Below are 20,274 nucleotides of genomic sequence, written 5' to 3'. Positions count from 1 at the left end.
TCAGGTCAGATGCTGCTGCGACCAAAGCATGGCTTGCTGTTTGTTTTTTACACCGATTTTTTGATAAATCTTATGTAGGTGAACACGCACGGTCGCATCGCTGATGAATAATCGCTCGGCAATGCTAATAAGCGGCATTCCAGAGGCCAGTAACTTAAGTACCGTCATTTCTTTTTCGGTTAATAAAGACTTTTGGCTTTGCTGGTGCTCTTCTGTGGCTAAGTAATGGCGCATCCAGTGATCCGTTACTTTACGTGGAAACCACAGTTTTCCTTCAGCAATGGCTTGCAGGCCTTGCATCACTTGTTCATCAGTACTTGGGGCGATAAAAGCACCGCGCAGATTAGGCCAACGTTTAAGGTGGCCGAAGTTCATATCGCTGGGCACATTGGCTATGACTAAGTGCTTTAACTTGTTTTGATGCATAAAGCGGGTGACGGAGGTTGGGTCAACTAAATCACTGATTACCTGATAATCAAGTAATAGAGTATTGAATTGCGGGTAACTGCTGATTAGTTGGGTGGTCGTGTCCTTGACGTGCGCTGAAGTCATTTATCTCTATCCTTATCTTAACGACTTGCAACGGATACTAGCACATTTGTATTAGGGATGTGAATAAAGAAGGGACGCGCCACCATGGCATGACGCGTCGTAATCGCTTATTTGACTTCTTTACCTGCTGCTTGTTGGTCAGCATGATAGCTAGAGCGTACAAAGGGACCACAGGCTGCTTGGGTAAAGCCGATGTCATCTGCGTACGCTTTTAAAGCGTCAAATTCCGCTGGTGGCACGTAACGTTTTACCGGCAAGTGGTGTTTCGAAGGCTGTAAATACTGGCCTACTGTGAGCATATCGACATTGTGCTCACGTAAGTCGCGCAGCACTTCTTCGATCTCGCTCATTTCTTCACCTAACCCTACCATTAGGCCTGACTTGGTGCGCACCTCAGGGTGTGCTTCTTTAAAGCGCTTTAATAGCTCTAAAGACCATTTGTAGTCTGCGCCTGGACGAGCCAATTTATAAAGGCGTGGGGCTGTCTCTAAATTGTGGTTAAAGACATCTGGTGGTGTCTCGCTGAGGATCGCTAATGCTCGGTCCATGCGACCACGGAAATCTGGCACTAGAATCTCAATAGTAATGCCCGGGTTGTGCTTACGAATTTCGCGAATACAATCGGCGAAATGTTGGGCCCCTCCGTCACGTAAATCGTCGCGGTCTACCGAGGTGATCACCACGTAGTTGAGCTTCATGTCCTTGATAGTCAGTGCCAGCTTTTCTGGCTCTTGAGCATCAGGTTTCAGTGGACGACCATGAGCGACATCGCAAAACGGACAACGACGCGTACAAATGGCTCCTAAGATCATGAATGTGGCGGTGCCGTGATTAAAGCATTCAGAAAGGTTAGGGCAGCTCGCCTCTTCACACACGGAGTGCAAGCCGTGCTTACGCATTGCCTGTTTAATGCCATCAATGCGCTCGTTAGATTTAGGTAAGCGTATTTTCAGCCACTCTGGCTTACGTAGCATTTCGTCTTTTTCAGTCGGTAGGACTTTGACCGGGATAAGCGCCATTTTCTCAGCGTCACGTAATTTTACACCCGGTTGCATTCTTACTGATGATTTCGTCATTCTTTCGCTAACCCTTGTTGATACTCAACGTGTTCGGGGTTGAGTCGTTTAATTAATTGCTCGACAAGCCCTTGACCGGCTTGCTCTGTGGACTGAGGCCCATTTAAATCTTTACATTGCACCATTTGCATACCCGCATAGCCGCACGGGTTAATGCGCAAGAAAGGCTCCAAATCCATATTGACGTTCAAAGCCAAACCATGGAAGGAGCAGCCTCGACGCACGCGCAAACCTAAGGAGGCAATCTTGGCGTCATTAACATAGACCCCAGGTGCATCTTTTTTGGCGTAAGCGTCGATTCCATATTCACCAAGACTGTCGATGATACTGTCTTCTAGCCAGGTAACCAGGTCGCGTACACCGATTTTCAATCGACGTAAGTTGAAAAGTACGTACAGCATTTGCTGTCCTGGGCCGTGATAAGTGACTTGTCCGCCACGGTCTACTTTGACCACTGGAATGTCACCGGGCATTAGCAAGTGCTCGTCTTTGCCTGCTTGGCCTTGCGTAAATACAGGTTCATGTTCTACCAGCCAAATTTCATCGGCACTGGCCTCGTCACGGGTGTCTGTGAAGGTTTGCATTGCCTGCCAAATAGGCATGTATGGGCGAGAGCCCAATTGGCGTACTATTAAGGTGCTCAATGTCAGTCCTTAAAAGGCTTACAGAACGTAGCGTACATCATCAATGCTACCTAATTCAGTATAGATCACTTCGATATGCTCTTTTGATGTCACCGTGGCAACTAAAGTCACTGACTCATAATTACCTTTACTGCTCGGTTTCGTTTTTGGTGCATAGTCGCCAGGGGCGTGCTCTTGCATAACCGTTAATACCTGTTCCGTCAGGCTCACGTTAGCAAGACCCATCACCTTAAATGTGAAAGGACAAGGAAACTCTAGATATTCATCAAATTTGGTATTTTTGACCGGTTTGACCACGACAATAAACCCTCTTAACTACAGACGACGGTGTGTTTAAAGTATACGGAGCAAAGCTCTTAATAGTGCGTATTCTAGCATTTTTTAAGGTAAAAAAAACGCCCCAACAAGTGGGGCGCTCGGTAATGCGTGATCCGCTGTAACAAATCAGCGGCGATTACATGATTTGTAAGCGCAAATAGTCGTAGATCTTGCTGAAAAAGCCACCTTCTTCAATACTTTCCAGTGTTACCAGTGGGTAGTGAGCCACATCTTCACCGTCAAGTTGTAAGTACAAAGTGCCTACTTTGGTGCCTTTCTCTAGTGGCGCTTCAAGTGTCGTATCGAGCTCAAAGTTCGCTTCTAGGTTCTTCTGTTGGCCACGAGGGATAGTGATAGGGGTGTCTTCTAAAATGCCTAACGCCACAGTTTCTTTGTCGCCCATCCAGATGCGTTGGTCGGCAAATTTGTCGCCAGCTTTATACGGTGTGATGGTTTCGAAAAAACGAAAGCCGTAGTTAAGCAGTTTTTTGCTTTCCACTTTACGTGCACGCTCAGAGCTGGCACCCATGACCACGGCTATTAAACGCATATCACCCTTAGTGGCAGAAGACACAAGGCTATATCCGGCTTCGCTAGTGTGACCAGTTTTAATGCCGTCTACGTCGAGGCCTTGATCCCACAGCAAACTGTTGCGGTTAAATTGTTTGATACCGTTGTAGGTAAAGTCTTTTTCTTTATACAGTGCGTATTCGTCTGGCACATCACGGATAAGTGCAGCGCCCAAGGTCGCCATATCCCGAGGGGTAGTGAAATGCTCGTTGGTGTCTAAACCATGGCTGTTGATAAAGTGGCTGTTATCCATGCCAAGCTTCTGCGCGTGGGCATTCATGAGATCGGCAAATGCCGATTCACTTCCCGCAATATGTTCGGCCATCGCTACACACGCATCGTTACCCGATTGAATGATGATACCGCGATTTAAATCTTCAACGCTTACTTGCTTACCGACTTCGATAAACATTTTTGATGACTCTGGGAAATTTTTCGCCCATGCATTTTCACTGACGGTCACCATATCTGAAGGAGAGATGTTACCGGCATTAATTTCTGTACCGATGACGTAGCTCGTCATCATTTTCGTAAGGCTAGCGGGTGCCAATTTAGTGTCGGCTTCGCCTTCGGCGATCACCTTGCCCGTTGTGAAATCGACAAGAAAGTGGCCCTTAGCGTTAACTTCAGGTGGAGCCGGAATGATCTGCGCTTGAGCGACAAACACTGAGCTTGCACACAGTAATCCGCCTAGGCCTTTGAGAAGAGAGTGTTTAATTGATTTCATTATGCTTTTAAATATATTTTAGGTGAAAATGCGAATTGGTTAATATCTTAAAGGGCATGGTCATCATAAAGCAAGAAAGCTTGGGCGAATTGGCCACTTTTTAATTGCTTCAATAGCGACTGTGCCTGATTTTCATCAGTTATTGGACCTAAGCGTAAGCGAAAAATTCCATCATTTTGCTTTTTAATATTCGTTGGTACGTGATACCGCTGCTCCAATTGATAAGCCAAAGCTTCAATATTAGCGAGTTTTGAGCCCGCAGCGACTTGAATATACTTAGTACGAGGTTTTGCGTCGGCAAGGGTAACTGCTTCGAGCTTAACCCGCGCTGTACCTTGGCGGTGATAGCCCAGTTTGTAGGCTGCTGAGTATGATAAATCAATAATCCGGTCGTCATGAAAGGGGCCGCGATCATTGACGCGAACGATCACGCTTTTGCCGTTATCGAGGTTGGTCACTCGAACGAAGCTGGGCAAGGGCAGGGTTTTATGGGCTGCGGTCATGGCGAACATGTTGTAGGTCTCGCCATTGGAGGTGTGATAGCCATGAAACTTGCGGCCATACCATGAAGCAATACCTTGCTGTGTAAACCCTCGTTCGTCAAAAATAGGCACGTAATGGCGCCCACGAACTTCATAAGGACGATTTGCAGCGGCACTTTTGGGTTCATCGGTGATCACCGCGTCTTGCAGCTCCAGCGTGGTAGGCTGGCGTAAAGGAGCGGCATCATGGCGCATATGATAGCGCCCCGATGGCGTACTACAGGCACTTATTAAAAGTGTTATAAGAGTAAGAAAAAGCGCACGAACTGCCATTATTTATTTAACATCCGTTTTTCTGTGGCGATACTCATAATAATGCCAAAACCCGCCATCAGAGTCACCATTGAGGTGCCGCCATAACTGATCAGTGGCAAGGGGACGCCTACGACAGGTAATAATCCAGACACCATACCGATGTTGACAAACACATAAACGAAGAAAGTTAGGGTTAAAGCCCCTGCGAGTAACTTACCAAAGGCTTCTTGGGCATTCACGGCGATATAGAGGCCGCGAGCGATAATGAATAAATACACTCCTAAGAGGATTAACACGCCAATTAGGCCAAACTCTTCACTCAGTACTGAGAAGATAAAGTCGGTATGACGCTCGGGTAAAAACTCCAACTGTGATTGGGTGCCTTGCAACCAGCCCTTGCCTTCTATGCCGCCCGAGCCAATGGCGATTTTTGACTGAATAATATGGTAGCCCGCACCGAGGGGGTCGCTTTCCGGGTTTAAGAAAGTAAGGACACGCTGCTTTTGATAGGCGTGCATACCATAGTGCCAAAATAAGGGAGCGCCGGCGCCAACGAGCACAGCCAAAGAGCCAATCAGCTTCCAGCTTACACCGGCCAGAAACAACACAAAAATCCCCGAGCTGGCGATCAGAATAGATGTCCCCAAGTCTGGTTGTTCTTTAATCAGCAAAGTGGGCACCATGACGATAACCAGCCCGATAAACAAATGCCCTAAGCGAGGCGGCAGATGATTGCGGCCAATATACCAAGCAACGCCCATGGGCACCGCAAGCTTCATAATCTCTGAAGGCTGAAAACGAATACCAATGTCGAGCCAGCGCTGCGCACCCTTGGAACTGACACCGACAAACAACACCGCGATGAGCATCAAGGTGCCCATCAGATACAAAGGCACAACAACACGCTTTAACGTAGGTGGAGAGACCTGTGCAAACACTAACATAGCCACTAGAGCGCCACCCATCCGGGTGCCGTGACGCATCATCATATTCCAATCTTGGCCGCTAGCACTGTAGACGATGCACAAGCTTGCGAACATCATGGCGAGCAAGGCTAAAAACAGCGGCAGGTCGATATGCACGCGTTGCCATAAAGAGTTGTGCTGATGTAATGGCGTCATTGCGATTCATCCTGTACTTCGCTGGCAATGGGATTCGCAAGGAAATAGTAGTCCATTACCTCGCGGGCGATTGGGGCGGCTACCGAGCTGCCACCGCCACTGTTTTCAACAATGACTGTGACAACGATTTGCGGATCGTCAAAAGGAGCAAAACCAACATAAATGGCGTTATCACGATGGCGCTCTTTGAGCTTATCAGCGTCGTAACGCTCGCCTTGGGCAATACTCACCACCTGTGCGGTGCCCGTTTTACCGGCTGGATCATAATTAGTCCCTTTGAATGCCTTATGTGCCGTACCTGTGACTTTTTTCACGGTATTATGCATGGCATCTAAGGCAATTTGCCAATGCTTTGGTTTTTGTAATTTTACCGGTGGCTTTTCGTCGTCATTAACGGTGGTAATATCGCTATCACGGCGTAATTGATGAACTAGGTGGGGCGGATTGTGTACGCCGCGATTGGCCATGATGTTGACGGCGTTAGCAATTTGAATCGGGGTTGCTGTCCAGTACCCTTGGCCGATTCCTACAGAAATCGTATCGCCACGCCACCAAGACTCGCGAAAACGGTCTTCTTTCCACTCCTTGGAAGGCAAAATAGCCGTCGTTTCCTCGTGGATATCAATACCGGATAAATCGCCAAAACCAAACTGCGCCATAAAATTACTAATTTTGGTTATGCCAGCACGGTATGCGATGTCGTAAAAATAAGTATCGCATGACTCTTCTATGGCTTTATAAACGTCGACATGGCCATGACCCCAGCGCTTCCAGTCACGCCATTTGTGTTCAACGTTGGGAATTTGGAAAAAGCCAGGGTCCCACATTTTTGTTTCTTCGGTCACTAACCCCTGCTCTAAGCCAAAAATCGCCATATGTGGTTTGATCGTTGATGCCGGGGCATAGCGGCCTTGGGTAGCACGGTTTATAAGCGGTCTATCAGGGTTAAGCAGGGCTTTGTAATTTGCTGAGCTAATACCGTGCACGAATAAGTTAGGGTCATAGCTGGGGTTAGAGTACAGCGCTAAGATGCCTCCCGTTTTTGCATCTAATGCGACAATCGCACCACGTTTATCTTTTAATGTCATTTGCGCGATTTGCTGCAGCCCAATATCGAGGGTCAGCATTAAATCTTTACCGGGCACCGGAGGCGTTTCCTCAACGCGACGTAATACTCGGCCTCGGTTATTAATCTCCACCGATTGCGAGCCTACCTGACCATGTAACTGCGACTCATAAAACTTCTCAAGCCCGAGCTTACCGAAATCCCGGGTGGCGCGATAATTGGTGGCCAAGCCTTGCGCTTCCAGGTTGGTTAGCTCTTTTTTATTCAGTTTGGCAACATATCCAAGAGCATGAGTGAGGGTATCTCCGAAGGGGTAGTACCGGGCTAAGCGAGCCTCGACACTGAACCCTGGGAATTTATGTTGGTTTACAGAAAATAGCGCTACTTCTTTGTCATTCAAACGGCTTTTTAGCACCTGACTCTGGAACCGGCGATTGTGGCGGATATCGTCGAGAAACTCTGCACGCTGCTGCTCGCTAATATTGAGTAACGCGCTAATATCGTCCAGCGATTGTGTTAGGTCATCCACCTGTTCGGGGATCACCTCAAGGTTATAAACCGGCTTGTTCTCGGCCAGCAAAGTGCCGTTCCTATCGTAAATTAAGCCTCGGTTAGGGGCCACAGGCAATACTTTAATTCGGTTATCGTTGGAACGGGTTTGATAGGTCTTGTGCGCCACCACCTGTAGGTTGTAGAGATTCGAAATTAAAATGGCGACCAGAATAAGAACAAAAATAAAAGCCGTAAAAGAACGGCGCGCAAACAAATTGGCCTCGGCGGAATGATCGCGGATAGGAGTGCGTTTACGCAGCATAAAAACGGCTATTCTCGGTGATAGGGGTGATTGTTATTTAAGCTCCAGCCTCGATATAGGCTTTCCGCTACGATAATGCGAACCAGCGGGTGAGGCAAGGTTAAATTCGATAACGACCACTTTTGCTCGCTGCGGGCAATGCATTCAGGGGCTAGCCCCTCTGGGCCTCCGATAAGCAAACTGACATCACGACCATCGAGTTGCCACTTTTCCATGGCCTTGGCAAGCTGGTGCGTGTCCATCGCTTTGCCTGTCACTTCTAAGGTAACAATACGATTTCCCTTTGGAATGGCCGCTAAGGTGCGCTCACCTTCTTGCTGTAAAATACGTTTGATGTCGGCATTTTTGCCACGTTTACCAGCGGGTATTTCAATCAGCTCTAGAGCCATGTCCTTGGGAAACCGGCGTTGATACTCGCTAAACCCTGTCTCTACCCAAGATGGCATTTTGGTCCCCACGGCGACCAGTTGGATTTTCACCGTTAACCCCAGAGCTTCTCGAGTTGGTAAAAGTCACGAGTTTCATCTTGCATTACATGCACGACCACGTCACCTAAGTCCACCAATACCCATTCACCGATATCTTGCCCTTCCATGCCTATCACATCTAAGTCATGTTCCTTGGCCTCTTTGGCAAGGTGTTGGGCAATGGATTGAACTTGGCGTTTGGAATTACCCGAACAGACAACCATGAAATCAGTAATGTTCGATGTGTCGCGAACGTCTAAGGTAATGACGTCACGCGCTTTCATATCGTCAATTTTATCTAATGCAAAATCAAGAAGATTGTTGGTTTGCAAAATGCACTCTCTAAGTTAGTTAAAGCTTTCTAAGCGGCGTATTTTACCACTATTATCAACCTATATACAGGCGCTTATCGCGGATATATTGGTACACGGACGGCGTAAGCAGTTCCTCACAAGGCTGCTGACGTTGCAATTTGGCGCGCACCTCGGAGGATGAAACCGCCAGCTGCGGACCGGGTAAAAAGTAAACAAGCCCGCTGCGTTGGTTATTGAGCGCCGCCCCTTGCTGACACTGATGCTGTGATAAGTATTGCGTGAGTGCGGCGGATAAATCAAGGCGCTCTTGTGGACGCTGATAGACCACTAAATGACACAAAGATGTAATTTGCTGCCATTGATACCACGAATCAAAGCTGTTGAATGAGTCCAAGCCCATCAAAAAGAGTATTGGCTCTTGGTGATTACCGGCACTATCCAGCTCTTCACGTAACTCTTGTAGGCTCAGTAGTGAGTAGGATGGACCTTCCCGATGCAGCTCGCGCTCATCGATTTTAAAGCGCGGCTCGGAGGCGATGGCTAAGCGTAACATAGCCAGTTTGTCAGCATTACTGATGTTGCTCGCCTGCTTGTGAGCAGGGACGCGGTTGGGCATAAAAAATAGTTGCTCACTATTGAAGTGGTTTAAGCACTGATTAGCCATATTAAGATGGCCGATATGAACCGGATCAAAAGTACCGCCGAACAGAAGCATATTTACTCCGAAAAGATAGGCGCAGGAAATGGTAAGGTGCGACAGAAGCTCATACTGATGTGTGCAAGCATGGGGTAGGGCGAAGATAACTTGCCGCTTTTAAACTGGCTATCAAAATCACTGAGTAAATCACAAAGTTGCTCTATACGTGCCATATCTAAGCGCTGCAAGGCTCTTTGATACAAAGGTTGCTGATTCTTCCAAATCCCCAGTTTTTTACACGCGCTATTAAAATCCTGTCCTTGATGGCGTAATTCTGCGAGTGTGAGTAGTTGCTGCGCTTCCTTACCAAGAGCCCAAGCGATGGCGGTGGGCTCGGTGTTATCATTTTGCAGTCGTGCTAACACCTGCATCGCTTTGTCACCTTCGCCACCAAGTACCGCATTAGCCAAATCAAAAATATCAAACTTATTTTGATTCAATAACATGCCTGTGAGGGTGCGCCCATCAATGGCTTTATTTGCGTACAGCAAAGCCAGCTTTTCTAGCTCTTGGTGACAGGCCAAGAGGTTACCCTCTGTGGTATCGAGCAGCACCTGTTTAGCATCCCCTTCAAGATTAAGACCTAGACGTTGACAGTGGTTATCAAGCCAACGCCGTAAGTGATTGCCGGTTAGCGGGTAGCAGGGGACAAAGATGCCTTCTTTATCAAGCGCTTTAAACCAGGCTGAACGCTGGACATCTTGCGATGCTTTCATGCCACGGATCACAATAATGCAATCAGGATTCACGCCTTGTGCACATTGCTTTAGGTGCTCGGCGCCGGTTTTCCCTGGCTTTTGGCCGTTTAAGTCTAATTCTATCAAGGTGCGAGAGCTAAATAGCGACAGGCTGTGGTAGTGGCCGTCTAACTCTTGCCAGTCAAATTGCGCCCCGGCGGTGAGTTTAATGACCTCATCAAAGCCTTGTTGGCGCGCATTTTGGCGAATATGGCGGATACACTCATCAACTTGAAAGGGTTCATCGCCAAACACCATGTAAAAAGGTGCCAGCCCACGGGATAGTTGCTGTGCCAGTTGATTCGCGTAGATGCGCATTAGAGCTGTGCTAACTCCCTAACAATGCGGCGACTCGCCTGTTTACGTAGCTCCTCCAACAAAATCGTCATTTCATTGGCTTTAGCTAAGGCATTGTCTGGATCGTCTTGGTAATTGCGATAAAGCTCAAAATATTGCTCGATAGGGTCTTCACCTGCTCGCTTAAGCGTGTAAGACACCGAGTAAATAAGCTCGTATTCTGCGACCTGACCGTTTTTAAACAGCGACAGTGTTCGTCTATCTAGGCGGTCGGAGGTGAGTCGTAACATCGGAGAGTTAGCGCGCAACCCTTTATTGACCTGCACATTACTGCGTGCAAGTTCACTCAATAGTTGCTCATACAGAGCTGAATTAGGATCGCTGGCATTGACTTCCAAAGTCATGAGATCTTGCGGTAGATCCGAGGCCTTTTTAAGGTGAAAACCACAGCTGCTTAGTAATAATACTAAGCAGCTGATCACTAGGCTACGGCGTAGTGCACTGGCAGCGAACATCTTAGTTCGCCACCACATTAAGCACTTTGCCTTTGATGTAGATGACTTTACGCACGGTGAGTCCATCGGTGAACTTCTGTACGTTGGCATCTGCAAAGGCTGCTTGCTCAACGGCCTGTTGATCTGCATCGGCCGCTAGAGTCAGCTTGGCGCGGACTTTACCATTAACTTGAACTACCACCAGTTTCTCACTTTCAACCATGGCTGATTGATCGGCAACAGGCCATTGTGCGTCAAGGATATCGCCAGGCTTAGCGAGGTCTTGCCACAACTGATGTGATAGGTGTGGGGTAATCGGTGCCAGCATAATCAGCATTGCTTCTAACGCTTCATTGGCTACGGCTTTGTCACCGTCATCAGCTAATGGTGCCTTGATCAGCTTGTTCGATAGTTCCATTACCGCTGCAATGGCGGTATTGAAGGTTTGGCGGCGGGCTAAATCATCAGTGATTTTAGCGATGGCTTTGTGCAACTCGCGACGCAGTTCTTTTTGCGCTTTCGTCAAGCTGGCAACATCTAGCTCAACAAAGCCCGCTTGCTTCACATCATAGGCATACTTGTACACCCGTTTGATAAAGCGATGCGCGCCTTCAACACCGGAGTCAGACCATTCCAGTGTTTGCTCTGGTGGCGCTGTAAACATCATAAACAAACGCACGGTATCGGCCCCGTATTGGTCGATTACCGTTTGTGGGTCAATGCCATTGTTCTTGGACTTAGACATCTTGCTCATGCCGGCGCTTTCAACCGGTTGACCATCATCCTTGTGCCAAGCTTTAATGATACGGCCTTTGTCATCAGTTTCTACTTCGACATCACTGGGTGAGAACCAAATATCACCGCCTTTTTCGTCTTTGCGGAAGTAGGTGTCGGCCAGTACCATGCCTTGGCAAAGTAGGCGCTCAAATGGCTCATCAGAGTCGACCAAGCCAAAATCACGTAATAATTTGTGGAAGAAACGCGCATAAAGCAGGTGCAAAATTGCGTGTTCAATACCGCCAATATACTGGTTGACTGGCAGCCAATAGTTAGCTGCGCCTGGCTCAAGCATGCCTTCGTTGTAACGCGGGCTGCAATACCGAGCGTAGTACCAAGATGATTCCATAAAGGTATCGAAGGTATCGGTCTCGTGGAACACGGTTTCACCGTTGACGCTTGCCTTGGCCCATTCAGGGTCTGATTTAATGGGGGAAGTCACGCCGTCCATCACCACATCTTCTGGTAGGCGCACCGGTAGCATATCTTCTGGCGCTGCCAGTTCGCTGCCATCTTCTTTATTCAACATTGGGATAGGTGAACCCCAATAGCGTTGGCGGCTAACGCCCCAATCGCGCAGGCGGAAATTAACCTTGCGCTCACCCACGCCAAGTTCAGCTAACTTATCGGCAATGGCATTAAAGGCGGCATCAAAATCCAGACCATCGAATTCACCAGAATTGATGAGCGTGCCTTTTTCTGTGTAAGCGGCTTTGGATAAATCACACTCGTCACCTTCATTGGCAGCAATAACCTGCTTGATCTCTAGACCGTATGCTGACGCAAACTCAAAATCACGTTGATCGTGCCCTGGTACTGCCATAACCGCACCTGAGCCGTAGTCCATCAACACAAAGTTAGCTATCCAAATCGGCACTTCTTTACCGGTTAGCGGGTGAACTGCGTTCAGACCCGTGGCGATGCCTTTTTTGTCCATGGTGGCAACGTCGGCTTCGGCTACTTTAGTGTTTTTACACTGTTCAACAAACGCCGCAACATCGGCATTGGTCTTCGCAGCTTCTTGAGCAATAGGGTGGCCTGCGGCAACAGCCACATAGGTAACACCCATGAAGGTATCGGGGCGTGTCGTGTAGACGCTGAATTCGCCTTGGTTATCGGCGCGTTTGAAGGTAATGTCGACGCCTTCAGAGCGGCCAATCCAGTTGCGCTGCATGGTTTTAACTTGCTCAGGCCAGTGCTCAAGCTTGTCTAAATCATCTAATAATTCTTGTGCGTAGTCGGTGATTTTAATAAACCACTGCGGAATTTCTTTTTGCTCAACCACAGCACCAGAGCGCCAACCACGACCATCAATCACCTGCTCGTTTGCTAAAACAGTCTGATCGACAGGATCCCAGTTAACAGTGGACATTTTTTTGTACACTAGGCCTTTTTCGTACAGCTTGGTGAAGAACCATTGTTCCCACTTGTAGTAATCTGGGTGACAGGTGGCAATCTCACGGTCCCAGTCGTAACCAAAGCCTAATAGTTTGAGCTGGTTACGCATGTAATCAATATTTTGATAGGTCCATTTGGCAGGGGCGGTGTTGTTTTTAATTGCGGCATTCTCTGCCGGCAAGCCAAAGGCGTCCCAACCCATGGGTTGCATAACATTTTTACCTTGCAAGCGCTGGAAGCGAGAAACAACGTCACCAATGGTGTAGTTACGCACGTGACCCATGTGCAGTCGACCACTCGGGTAGGGGAACATGGACAGACAGTAAAACTTCTCTTTTGAGTCGTCTTCACGAACTTGGAAAACCTTGTTTTCTTCCCAGTATGACTGGGCCTTAGCTTCTATTTCCTGCGGGTTATATTGCTCTTGCATCTACTATTCCAGACTTCTTGCAAAATGATGACAAATTTGCCGATAGCATACCCCAAATCGATATCTAATCACAGCAAGGCACAGGCTTTTTTATCGCTGTTATTGAATTGTCGGCAAGCGGGCTATAGTTACAAAGAGAGAGGCTGTTAAATTCAAAAGGAGCGAACATGGCAGATTATCGTCAATGGTTGGGTCAGTTTAGTGATTGGCTCAAAGATGTGAAAGAGCATGAAGTGAAAGACATGGTGTCCTCCTTTATGGAGTCGAAGCAGGCTTTGCAGGAGCTGAGTAAAGACAAGTACGAGCAATATAAACAATATTTACAGCGCGACATCGACCACCTCATTGAACACGAGAAACACTACAACGAGCTAGCATGGCAAGAACTTAAAGAGTCGCTGTGGTTCGAATTATCACATATCGAAGATAAGTCACAATTGGAGTGGCAAGCGCTTAGCCAAGACTTTAAGCATAAAGGCGTTTATCACGCTGGAGAATGGATAGCCATGGGCACCTTAGTGTGCCAAAATTGCCATCATCAGGTGGATATTTACCACGCCAGTGAGATTCAGCCTTGCAGTCAATGCGAAGGAATTCACTTCAGCCGTCAGGCACTGCAGCCATAACGCAGTGCTCAGCGGATAATAATTGGGGCCCTCTATTAGGGCCCACTACAAGATGTGTCGAATGAAAGATAAAAGCAATAACGGTGTTACTCCTCTTAGTGCCAATGCGTTGGCCCCACAAATTTCAGCAAATCATGTGCGCACTTGTTTAGCGCATCCCTACCCCGAGGACTTACCTTTTATCGGCCAGCAGCGTGCCGACAGTGCTTTGGAATTTGCCCTGGGTATGCAGCTTCCTGGGTACAATGCTTATGTGATGGGAGAGCCAGCGTTAGGGCGCTTTACGTTAGTGCAGCATAAACTGCAACAACATGCCAAAGAGCGCGAAACGCCGCGTGAGTGGCTCTATGTTAATAATTACGATGATCACCGCGAGCCTATCGCCTTGTTAATGAATCCGGGCGAAGGACAAGTCCTAGTCGACGATATTGATGCGTTGCTGGATGAGATTCTCGATACCTTTCCGGCTGCGTTTGATAACCCTGGGTTCCAACGCAAGAAAAAGTCCATAGATCGTGAATTTGAAGATAAGTACGAAGATGCGTTGGCTGCGGTGGAAGACTTGGCCAATGCCCGCAGTGTCGAGTTGATCGAGGATGAAAATAACGTAGGTTTTGTGCCAATCGTCAACAATCAGCGCCTCAGCGATGAGCAGTTCAGTGCCCTTGATGAGCCCACGCAAGAGCGCTTTCTTGACGCTATCGCAGAGCTTGAAGACGCATTAATTGATGCCCTTATTGAGCTGCCAAAGTGGAAGCGCGAGTCTAGCGAGGCACTGCGCAAGCTGAAGAAAAGCACCGCCGAAGCGGCAATCAAACCGCTTTTACGTGAGCTTGAGCACAAGTATGCCACCCATGTTGGGGTGTTGCGTTACTTAAAAGATTTACGCTCAGAGTTGGTTGATACGGTACTCGAGTGGCTTGATGAAGAGCAAGGCAGTGAAGATAACAAAGATGAGTATGATCGTGATGAGATGCTTACCGAATTCTTTGCTCCCAATTTATTGGTGTCTTTTAAAGAAGACGATCCCGCGCCAGTTATTTATGAGCCTAATCCGACCTTTGGTAATCTGTTTGGCAAAATAGAATATTCAACATCGCAAGGGTCGTTGGTAACCAGTTATCGCAGCATTCAGCCTGGCGCACTGCACCGTGCCAATGGTGGTTATCTGATTATGGATGCGGAAAAAGTGATGACCAACGCGCAAGTGTGGGATGGCTTAAAACTATCATTAAAAACACATCAGATAAAAAATGATTTACCTTACCAAGACAGCTCGGTAGGTAGCAGCTTCACCTTACGACCGCAACTGATCCCGCTGGATGTAAAAGTGATTTTACTGGGTTCTCGGGATTTGTATTACACCCTCAATGAATATGACGAAGAGTTTGCTGAGCATTTTCGCGTTCTGGCTGATTTTGATTACTACCTTCCAGGCTCAGATAAATACCAATATCAATTTATCACTAAAGTGATTGAGTATTGTCGAGAAAAGCTGAAAATTGAACCTAATAATGAGGCGATGGCACTGCTGTTGCGTTTTAGCCACCGCCAGGCTGAGCATCAACAAAAGTTGTCAGCACGTTTTGCCGATGTACTTGAGTTAGTGGCTGAAGCAAGCTTTTATGCTCGTCAAGACAGCAGTGAACAGATCCTAGCTGCCCACGTAGAAGAAGCAATTGCTGGGAAAGAGTATCGCACTGGGCAAATGAGCGAAAACATGCTGAGTGATATTCGTGAAGGACACATTCTCATTGATACACAAGGTGAGGCAGTCGGCATTGTTAATGGCCTTACCGTGTTGCACGTAGGTGATACCTCATTTGGCACTCCGGCGCGTATGAGCGCTTCGGTTTATGCAGGCAGTGATGGGGTGATTGATATTGAGCGCGAAGCCGAATTGGGTAAGTCTATTCACTCAAAAGGTGTCATGTTGCTAACCGGCTACTTAGGGAATAAATACGCGCAGGATTTCAGCCTGACTCTCAGTGCCAACATCGCAATTGAGCAAAGCTATGGCTATATCGATGGTGACAGTGCCTCGCTGGCTGAGTTATGTGCTTTGGTCTCAAGTATTACCCAAGTGCCCATAAAGCAAGGCATTGCACTGACTGGTTCAATCAACCAACGCGGTGAAGTGCAAGCCATTGGCGGTGTTAACGAAAAGATTGAAGGGTTCTTCAAACTTTGCCAAATGCGCGGTTTAGACACTCAGCAAGGGGTCATTATTCCCAAGTCAAATTGTTTGAACCTGGTGCTCAACCAAGAGGTGATAAGTGCCGTTGAGCAGGGAAAGTTCCATATTTATCCAGTTTCGAGTGTCGATGAAGCCCTCAGTTTGCTGACTGGTAAGCAATGCGGGCAATTTCATCAGGGCCAATATCCCGAAGGAAGCTTGCACGACTTAGCCATGAAACGCTTGCGGGCTATAGCTGACATTGTTGCTGGTGAGGAAGAAAAGGATGATTAATGCGTTATTAATTCTCGCCATTGTCGTGTTGTTGGTACTGACCTTTCGCGGCCATCGGCGCAATCAAGCGGCAGCAGCAGAAAATGGCGATGCCGAGGCGCTATTTCTGGCCGAGAACAAACACAAAGAAGGAGTTGTGGAGCTTGATTGTGGGGTGCAAATGCTGTGGCATACTCGCAATCAGGCTGGTGAGCAGCCAAGCGCTAAGTCGAAAGTAACGGTGCACTATCGGGGCACATTGCTTGATGGCAGTGAATTCGATAACTCCCAGAAGCGAGGCCAACCCCTGACCTTCAAATTAAACCAAGTGATCAGTGGCTGGCAGCAAGGGTTGCTTGCCATGCATGCTGGAGAGCGGGCCACGCTGTATATTCCAGCCAAACTAGCCTATGGTAACCGCCGGGTGGGGAATATCGCCCCAGCAAGCTTGTTAATCTTCGACGTTGAGCTTATTGCTGTTAACTAAACTGTTGTAAATACGCTAGGTCAGCGTAGCTGACTTAGCGTGTGCCCCGTCAATTTAATGTCCCCTATATAAGTAAAATTGAAAATACAATGTAAAAATATATTTGACAACGCTGTCTTTGTGGCAACAATAAACGGTGGGAGGGCTCAGTGATCAGTGCATGAGCAGCTGGTCGGTCTTACAACGAAAAAATGAGTCAAATATGTCTACAACAACACAACTATTCACCGTGCTGGGGATCAGCGCAGCCGTCTCCACAGCGGCCCACGCCATTAATGTACAACCCGATCCACAGAACCCCGAGGGCTATGTCGTCGCCAAAGCCGATGTTGAAGCCATGGCAGCGGCAAAAACAGCCGATCCTATGTATCAAGTGTGGGCGCAGGCACTGCGTACTCGCGACAATGCCGTGGTTGAAGCTATTGTCCCAGGGAGCGCCACTAACCCCGAAAACGTGCAGCGCGCACAGCGGGTATTTCCACAGCAGCAGTGGGACTTTCTTACGCAAATGGCGGCACCAGAGTACACCTACACGCGATTTTTAAGAGCAATAGGCAAATTTCCCGCGTTTTGTGGCGACTATAGCGATGGTCGCGATGGCGATGCCATTTGCAAACGCTCAATAGTCACAGCCTTTGCTCACTTTGCCCAAGAAACTGGCGGTCATATCAGTAAAGACAACGTCTCTGATAACCCTTTGGGGTTAGAGGAGTGGCAGCAAGCGTTGGTGCATGTGCGAGAAATGGGATGGTCCGAGGGCGAAGAGGGCTACACCACAGGCTGCGGTCAAAATGATTGGCAAAACCGCCGTTGGCCATGCGCTCCAGGTCAGGGTTACTTTGGTCGCGGCGCAAAACAGCTCTCTTATCATTTTAACTACGGGGCATTCTCAGAAGTCATGTTCGATGGTGACGCCACCGTATTGCTAAATAACCCGGCGTTAGTGGCGGACTCGTGGTTAAACTTGGCTTCAGCAATTTGGTTTTTCCTCACTCCGCAAGCCCCGAAACCGGCCATGTTACACGTGATTGACCGTACTTGGGTGCCGTCGCAGCGTGAGCGTAATGCCGGGATTGGTTATGGCTTTGGCACCACCATTAATGTTATCAATGGTGGTATAGAGTGCGGCGAGCAAAATAAATATAAGGGCCAACCAGTCAATCGTATTCGTTATTGGCAGGGCCTCGCTCATCACTACAATATCGTTATAGAAAGTGACGAAGAAGACACCTGTTGGCAACAAACCCCTTATGGCAGTCTTAATCTTGAGGGCGCGACAGATGTGTTATACACCAATTGGGAAGGTGATTGGGGCTATTATGCCGACCGCCCCGGTGGCTATTCCTTCGAATGTAAGCTAGTAGGTTATCAAACGGCTTATTCGGCCTTGGTCCCCGGTGACTATGAAAAATGTGTTACTAACTTCTATCAGTCTCATGCCGGCTGGCCGCAAGTGCGCGTCAGCGACACCTTGCCTAGTGAGCCGCCCACAGAGCCTCCTGTGGATGGCGTTGCAGCGTGGGATGCAGCAATGGTCTATGTACAAGGTGAGCAAGTGAGCCAAGGTGGGCAAATCTATGAGGCCAAGTGGTGGACTCAAGGTGATGACCCTCTTAATGGTGGGCCATGGCAACTTATTGACAGTGGCGGCCAAAGCGAGCCGACACCGCCAAGCGATCCGGTAGACCCTGCACCCGGTGACGGGGCGATCACCTGGGATGCGGCGACTATCTACGTGGGGGGTGACCAAGCCAGCAAAAATGGTGTCCTGTATCAGGCTAAATGGTGGACACAAGGTGACGACCCCATCAATGGCGGGCCTTGGCAGCGCGCCAATAACTAAGCTCATGAGTAAAGCCTGCCTTCGCGCAGGCTTTTTTATGTCGTTGGTCGCAACCCACTGTTTTTCACCTAAGTGTTACATTAGCGTTAATATCGAGGTGTAAGCACCGACCATTATTCAACAGGGGAACAATCCATGACAAAGCTTTCGGTTTTAGGTCAAGCGTTATTGCTGGCAGGCATGTTTAGTGTCACATCAAGCGTTGCGGCCGCTGATTTAGACCAACAAATTCAACAAGCCAATGAAAAGGTTGCCGATAAGGTGATCACTTGGCGACGTCATATTCACCAATATCCGGAATTGAGTAACCGTGAGTTTAAGACCGCGCAGTACGTGGCCGAACACTTACAAAGCTTGGGCCTTGAGGTGGAAACCGGCGTGGCTCATACCGGGGTGGTAGCCAGGCTCAAGGGTGATAAACCGGGACCCTTGATTGCCTTGCGTGCGGATATGGACGCACTGCCTGTGACCGAGCAAGTAGACTTGCCTTTTGCCTCGCAGCAGAGTGCCACTTACCGTGGCCAAAAAGTGGGGGTGATGCATGCCTGTGGTCACGATGCCCATGTCGCTATCCTTATGGCTGTGGCTGAGTCCTTGGTGGCGTTAAAGTCTGAATTAGCTGGGGAAATACTGTTTGTGTTCCAACCAGCGGAAGAAGGCGCTCCTGAGGGAGAGCAGGGCGGTGCCGAACTGATGCTTAAAGAAGGCTTATTTGCACAAAAGCCTGAGGCGGTGTTTGGTTTGCATGTCACCTCATCACTTAATACCGGGCAAATTGGTTTTCGCTCAGGGCCGTTGATGGCCAGTGAGGACTCATTTAACATCAAGGTCAAAGGTCGTCAGACTCATGGTTCACGACCTTGGAATGGAGTCGATCCCATTGTCGCTTCTAGCCAAATCATTATGGCTACACAAACCATTGCTTCGCGCCAAGTCGATGTCACCAAAGCGCCTTCGGTGATTTCTTTTGGTGCCATCAATGGTGGGGTACGCAGTAATATTATCCCTGATGAGGTGGAGATGGTGGGCACTATTCGCACCTTTGATCAGCAAATGCGCGCCGACATCAAGCAGCGCTTGCAAAAAACTGTGGAGTTAACCGCCCAGGCAGCCGGGGCAAAGGCTGATATCCATATCGACCATGGTTACCCGGTCACCGTGAATGATCCGCAGTTAACAAACATGATGACCCCCACGCTGCAACAGGCCGCAGGCAGCGACAATGTCATCACTACAGATTTGATCACCGGCGCTGAAGACTTCTCCTACTATGCCCTGGAAACCCCTGGACTGTTCTTCTTTTTGGGAGTGACGCCAAAGGATCAGGATGCCAAAACGGCGCCAAGCAACCACTCGCCGCACTTTTACATCGACGAGAAAGCGTTGCCATTAGGGGTCAAAGCGATGACCAATTTGGTGTTTGATTACCTCGACAAGCAATAAAAAAGCGCCGTTAGGCGCTTTTTTTAACTCTTCTGACCCGTCCTAAATAGCGTTGACACTTTTCAAACTTAATTTGGAGAGTGTAATGAAATCAAATAGCAAACGAACTCAACGAGATTATTCCCTCGCT

General features: G+C 48.4%; 19 protein-coding genes. 5 read left to right on the top strand and 14 right to left on the bottom strand.

Annotated features, from left to right (window positions below):
• The 14 genes from MHM93_RS14960 to leuS form a co-directional block, all read right to left on the bottom strand.
• Complete coding sequence (locus MHM93_RS14960) at nt 1-552, bottom strand: LuxR C-terminal-related transcriptional regulator (RefSeq protein WP_239449634.1); 552 nt, start codon at nt 550-552, stop codon at nt 1-3.
• A gap of 107 nt (nt 553-659) precedes the next feature.
• Complete coding sequence (gene lipA, locus MHM93_RS14955; protein WP_022946387.1) at nt 660-1,628, bottom strand: lipoyl synthase; 969 nt, start codon at nt 1,626-1,628, stop codon at nt 660-662.
• Nucleotides 1,625-2,278, bottom strand: coding sequence for a lipoyl(octanoyl) transferase LipB (gene lipB / locus MHM93_RS14950; RefSeq protein WP_026111315.1), 654 nt, complete (start codon nt 2,276-2,278; stop codon nt 1,625-1,627). Before lipB ends, lipA begins: the two co-directional genes overlap by 4 nt.
• A gap of 12 nt (nt 2,279-2,290) precedes the next feature.
• A complete protein-coding gene (ybeD, locus tag MHM93_RS14945) occupies nt 2,291-2,569 on the bottom strand; it encodes a DUF493 family protein YbeD (RefSeq protein ID WP_022946385.1) in 279 nt (92 codons plus the stop codon).
• Nucleotides 2,570-2,726: 157 nt separating this feature from the next.
• Nucleotides 2,727-3,887: a serine hydrolase gene (locus MHM93_RS14940; protein WP_239449633.1), complete on the bottom strand. Its 1,161-nt coding sequence runs from the start codon at nt 3,885-3,887 to the stop codon at nt 2,727-2,729.
• Nucleotides 3,888-3,934: 47 nt separating this feature from the next.
• Nucleotides 3,935-4,702 carry a septal ring lytic transglycosylase RlpA family protein gene (locus MHM93_RS14935; RefSeq protein WP_239449632.1) on the bottom strand — a complete coding sequence of 256 codons (768 nt, stop codon included), beginning with the start codon at nt 4,700-4,702 and terminating at the stop codon, nt 3,935-3,937.
• Complete coding sequence (gene rodA, locus MHM93_RS14930; protein ID WP_022946382.1) at nt 4,702-5,805, bottom strand: rod shape-determining protein RodA; 1,104 nt, start codon at nt 5,803-5,805, stop codon at nt 4,702-4,704. Before rodA ends, MHM93_RS14935 begins: the two co-directional genes overlap by 1 nt.
• Entirely contained in the window at nt 5,802-7,685 is a 1,884-nt protein-coding gene (gene mrdA, locus MHM93_RS14925; RefSeq protein ID WP_239449631.1) for a penicillin-binding protein 2, read from the bottom strand. Before mrdA ends, rodA begins: the two co-directional genes overlap by 4 nt.
• Before the next feature lie 8 nt (nt 7,686-7,693).
• Nucleotides 7,694-8,164, bottom strand: coding sequence for a 23S rRNA (pseudouridine(1915)-N(3))-methyltransferase RlmH (gene rlmH, locus MHM93_RS14920; RefSeq protein WP_022946380.1), 471 nt, complete (start codon nt 8,162-8,164; stop codon nt 7,694-7,696).
• 2 nt (nt 8,165-8,166) lie between these two features.
• Nucleotides 8,167-8,484, bottom strand: a complete 318-nt coding sequence (gene rsfS, locus MHM93_RS14915; protein ID WP_022946379.1) for a ribosome silencing factor — start codon at nt 8,482-8,484, stop codon at nt 8,167-8,169.
• Nucleotides 8,485-8,539: 55 nt separating this feature from the next.
• Nucleotides 8,540-9,181 (bottom strand): nicotinate-nucleotide adenylyltransferase, encoded by a 642-nt coding sequence (gene nadD, locus MHM93_RS14910; protein WP_239449630.1) that lies wholly within the window; start codon nt 9,179-9,181, stop codon nt 8,540-8,542.
• A gap of 2 nt (nt 9,182-9,183) precedes the next feature.
• Nucleotides 9,184-10,218, bottom strand: coding sequence for a DNA polymerase III subunit delta (gene holA / locus MHM93_RS14905; protein WP_239449629.1), 1,035 nt, complete (start codon nt 10,216-10,218; stop codon nt 9,184-9,186).
• Nucleotides 10,218-10,712 carry an LPS assembly lipoprotein LptE gene (gene lptE, locus MHM93_RS14900; RefSeq protein WP_239449669.1) on the bottom strand — a complete coding sequence of 165 codons (495 nt, stop codon included), beginning with the start codon at nt 10,710-10,712 and terminating at the stop codon, nt 10,218-10,220. The genes holA and lptE overlap by 1 nt, the downstream gene beginning before the upstream one ends.
• Nucleotide 10,713: 1 nt before the next feature.
• The gene (leuS, locus tag MHM93_RS14895) at nt 10,714-13,296 is read right to left on the bottom strand and encodes a leucine--tRNA ligase (protein WP_239449628.1); all 2,583 of its coding nucleotides are present in this window, start codon (nt 13,294-13,296) and stop codon (nt 10,714-10,716) included.
• Between the two features lie 167 nt (nt 13,297-13,463).
• Here leuS and MHM93_RS14890 point away from each other — a divergent pair, with 167 nt between their 5' ends.
• The 5 genes from MHM93_RS14890 to MHM93_RS14870 all read left to right on the top strand — a co-directional run bounded on the left by MHM93_RS14890 (nt 13,464) and on the right by MHM93_RS14870 (nt 20,144).
• Nucleotides 13,464-13,922, top strand: coding sequence for a hypothetical protein (locus MHM93_RS14890; RefSeq protein ID WP_022946374.1), 459 nt, complete (start codon nt 13,464-13,466; stop codon nt 13,920-13,922).
• A gap of 61 nt (nt 13,923-13,983) precedes the next feature.
• Nucleotides 13,984-16,392, top strand: coding sequence for an ATP-binding protein (locus MHM93_RS14885; protein WP_235419935.1), 2,409 nt, complete (start codon nt 13,984-13,986; stop codon nt 16,390-16,392).
• Nucleotides 16,385-16,858 (top strand): FKBP-type peptidyl-prolyl cis-trans isomerase, encoded by a 474-nt coding sequence (locus MHM93_RS14880; protein ID WP_239449627.1) that lies wholly within the window; start codon nt 16,385-16,387, stop codon nt 16,856-16,858. Before MHM93_RS14885 ends, MHM93_RS14880 begins: the two co-directional genes overlap by 8 nt.
• A gap of 202 nt (nt 16,859-17,060) precedes the next feature.
• A complete protein-coding gene (locus tag MHM93_RS14875) occupies nt 17,061-18,701 on the top strand; it encodes a chitinase (protein WP_239449626.1) in 1,641 nt (546 codons plus the stop codon).
• A gap of 135 nt (nt 18,702-18,836) precedes the next feature.
• Nucleotides 18,837-20,144 carry an amidohydrolase gene (locus MHM93_RS14870; protein WP_239449625.1) on the top strand — a complete coding sequence of 436 codons (1,308 nt, stop codon included), beginning with the start codon at nt 18,837-18,839 and terminating at the stop codon, nt 20,142-20,144.
• The last annotated feature ends 130 nt before the right edge of the window (nt 20,145-20,274 follow it).

The sequence above is a fragment of the Pseudoalteromonas sp. MM17-2 genome, assembly GCF_022347945.1.
In the GTDB taxonomy this organism is placed as follows: domain Bacteria; phylum Pseudomonadota; class Gammaproteobacteria; order Enterobacterales; family Alteromonadaceae; genus Pseudoalteromonas; species Pseudoalteromonas ruthenica.
The sequence above is the reverse complement of the archived record's forward strand: the minus strand, read 5'-3'. Positions and strand labels throughout refer to the sequence as shown.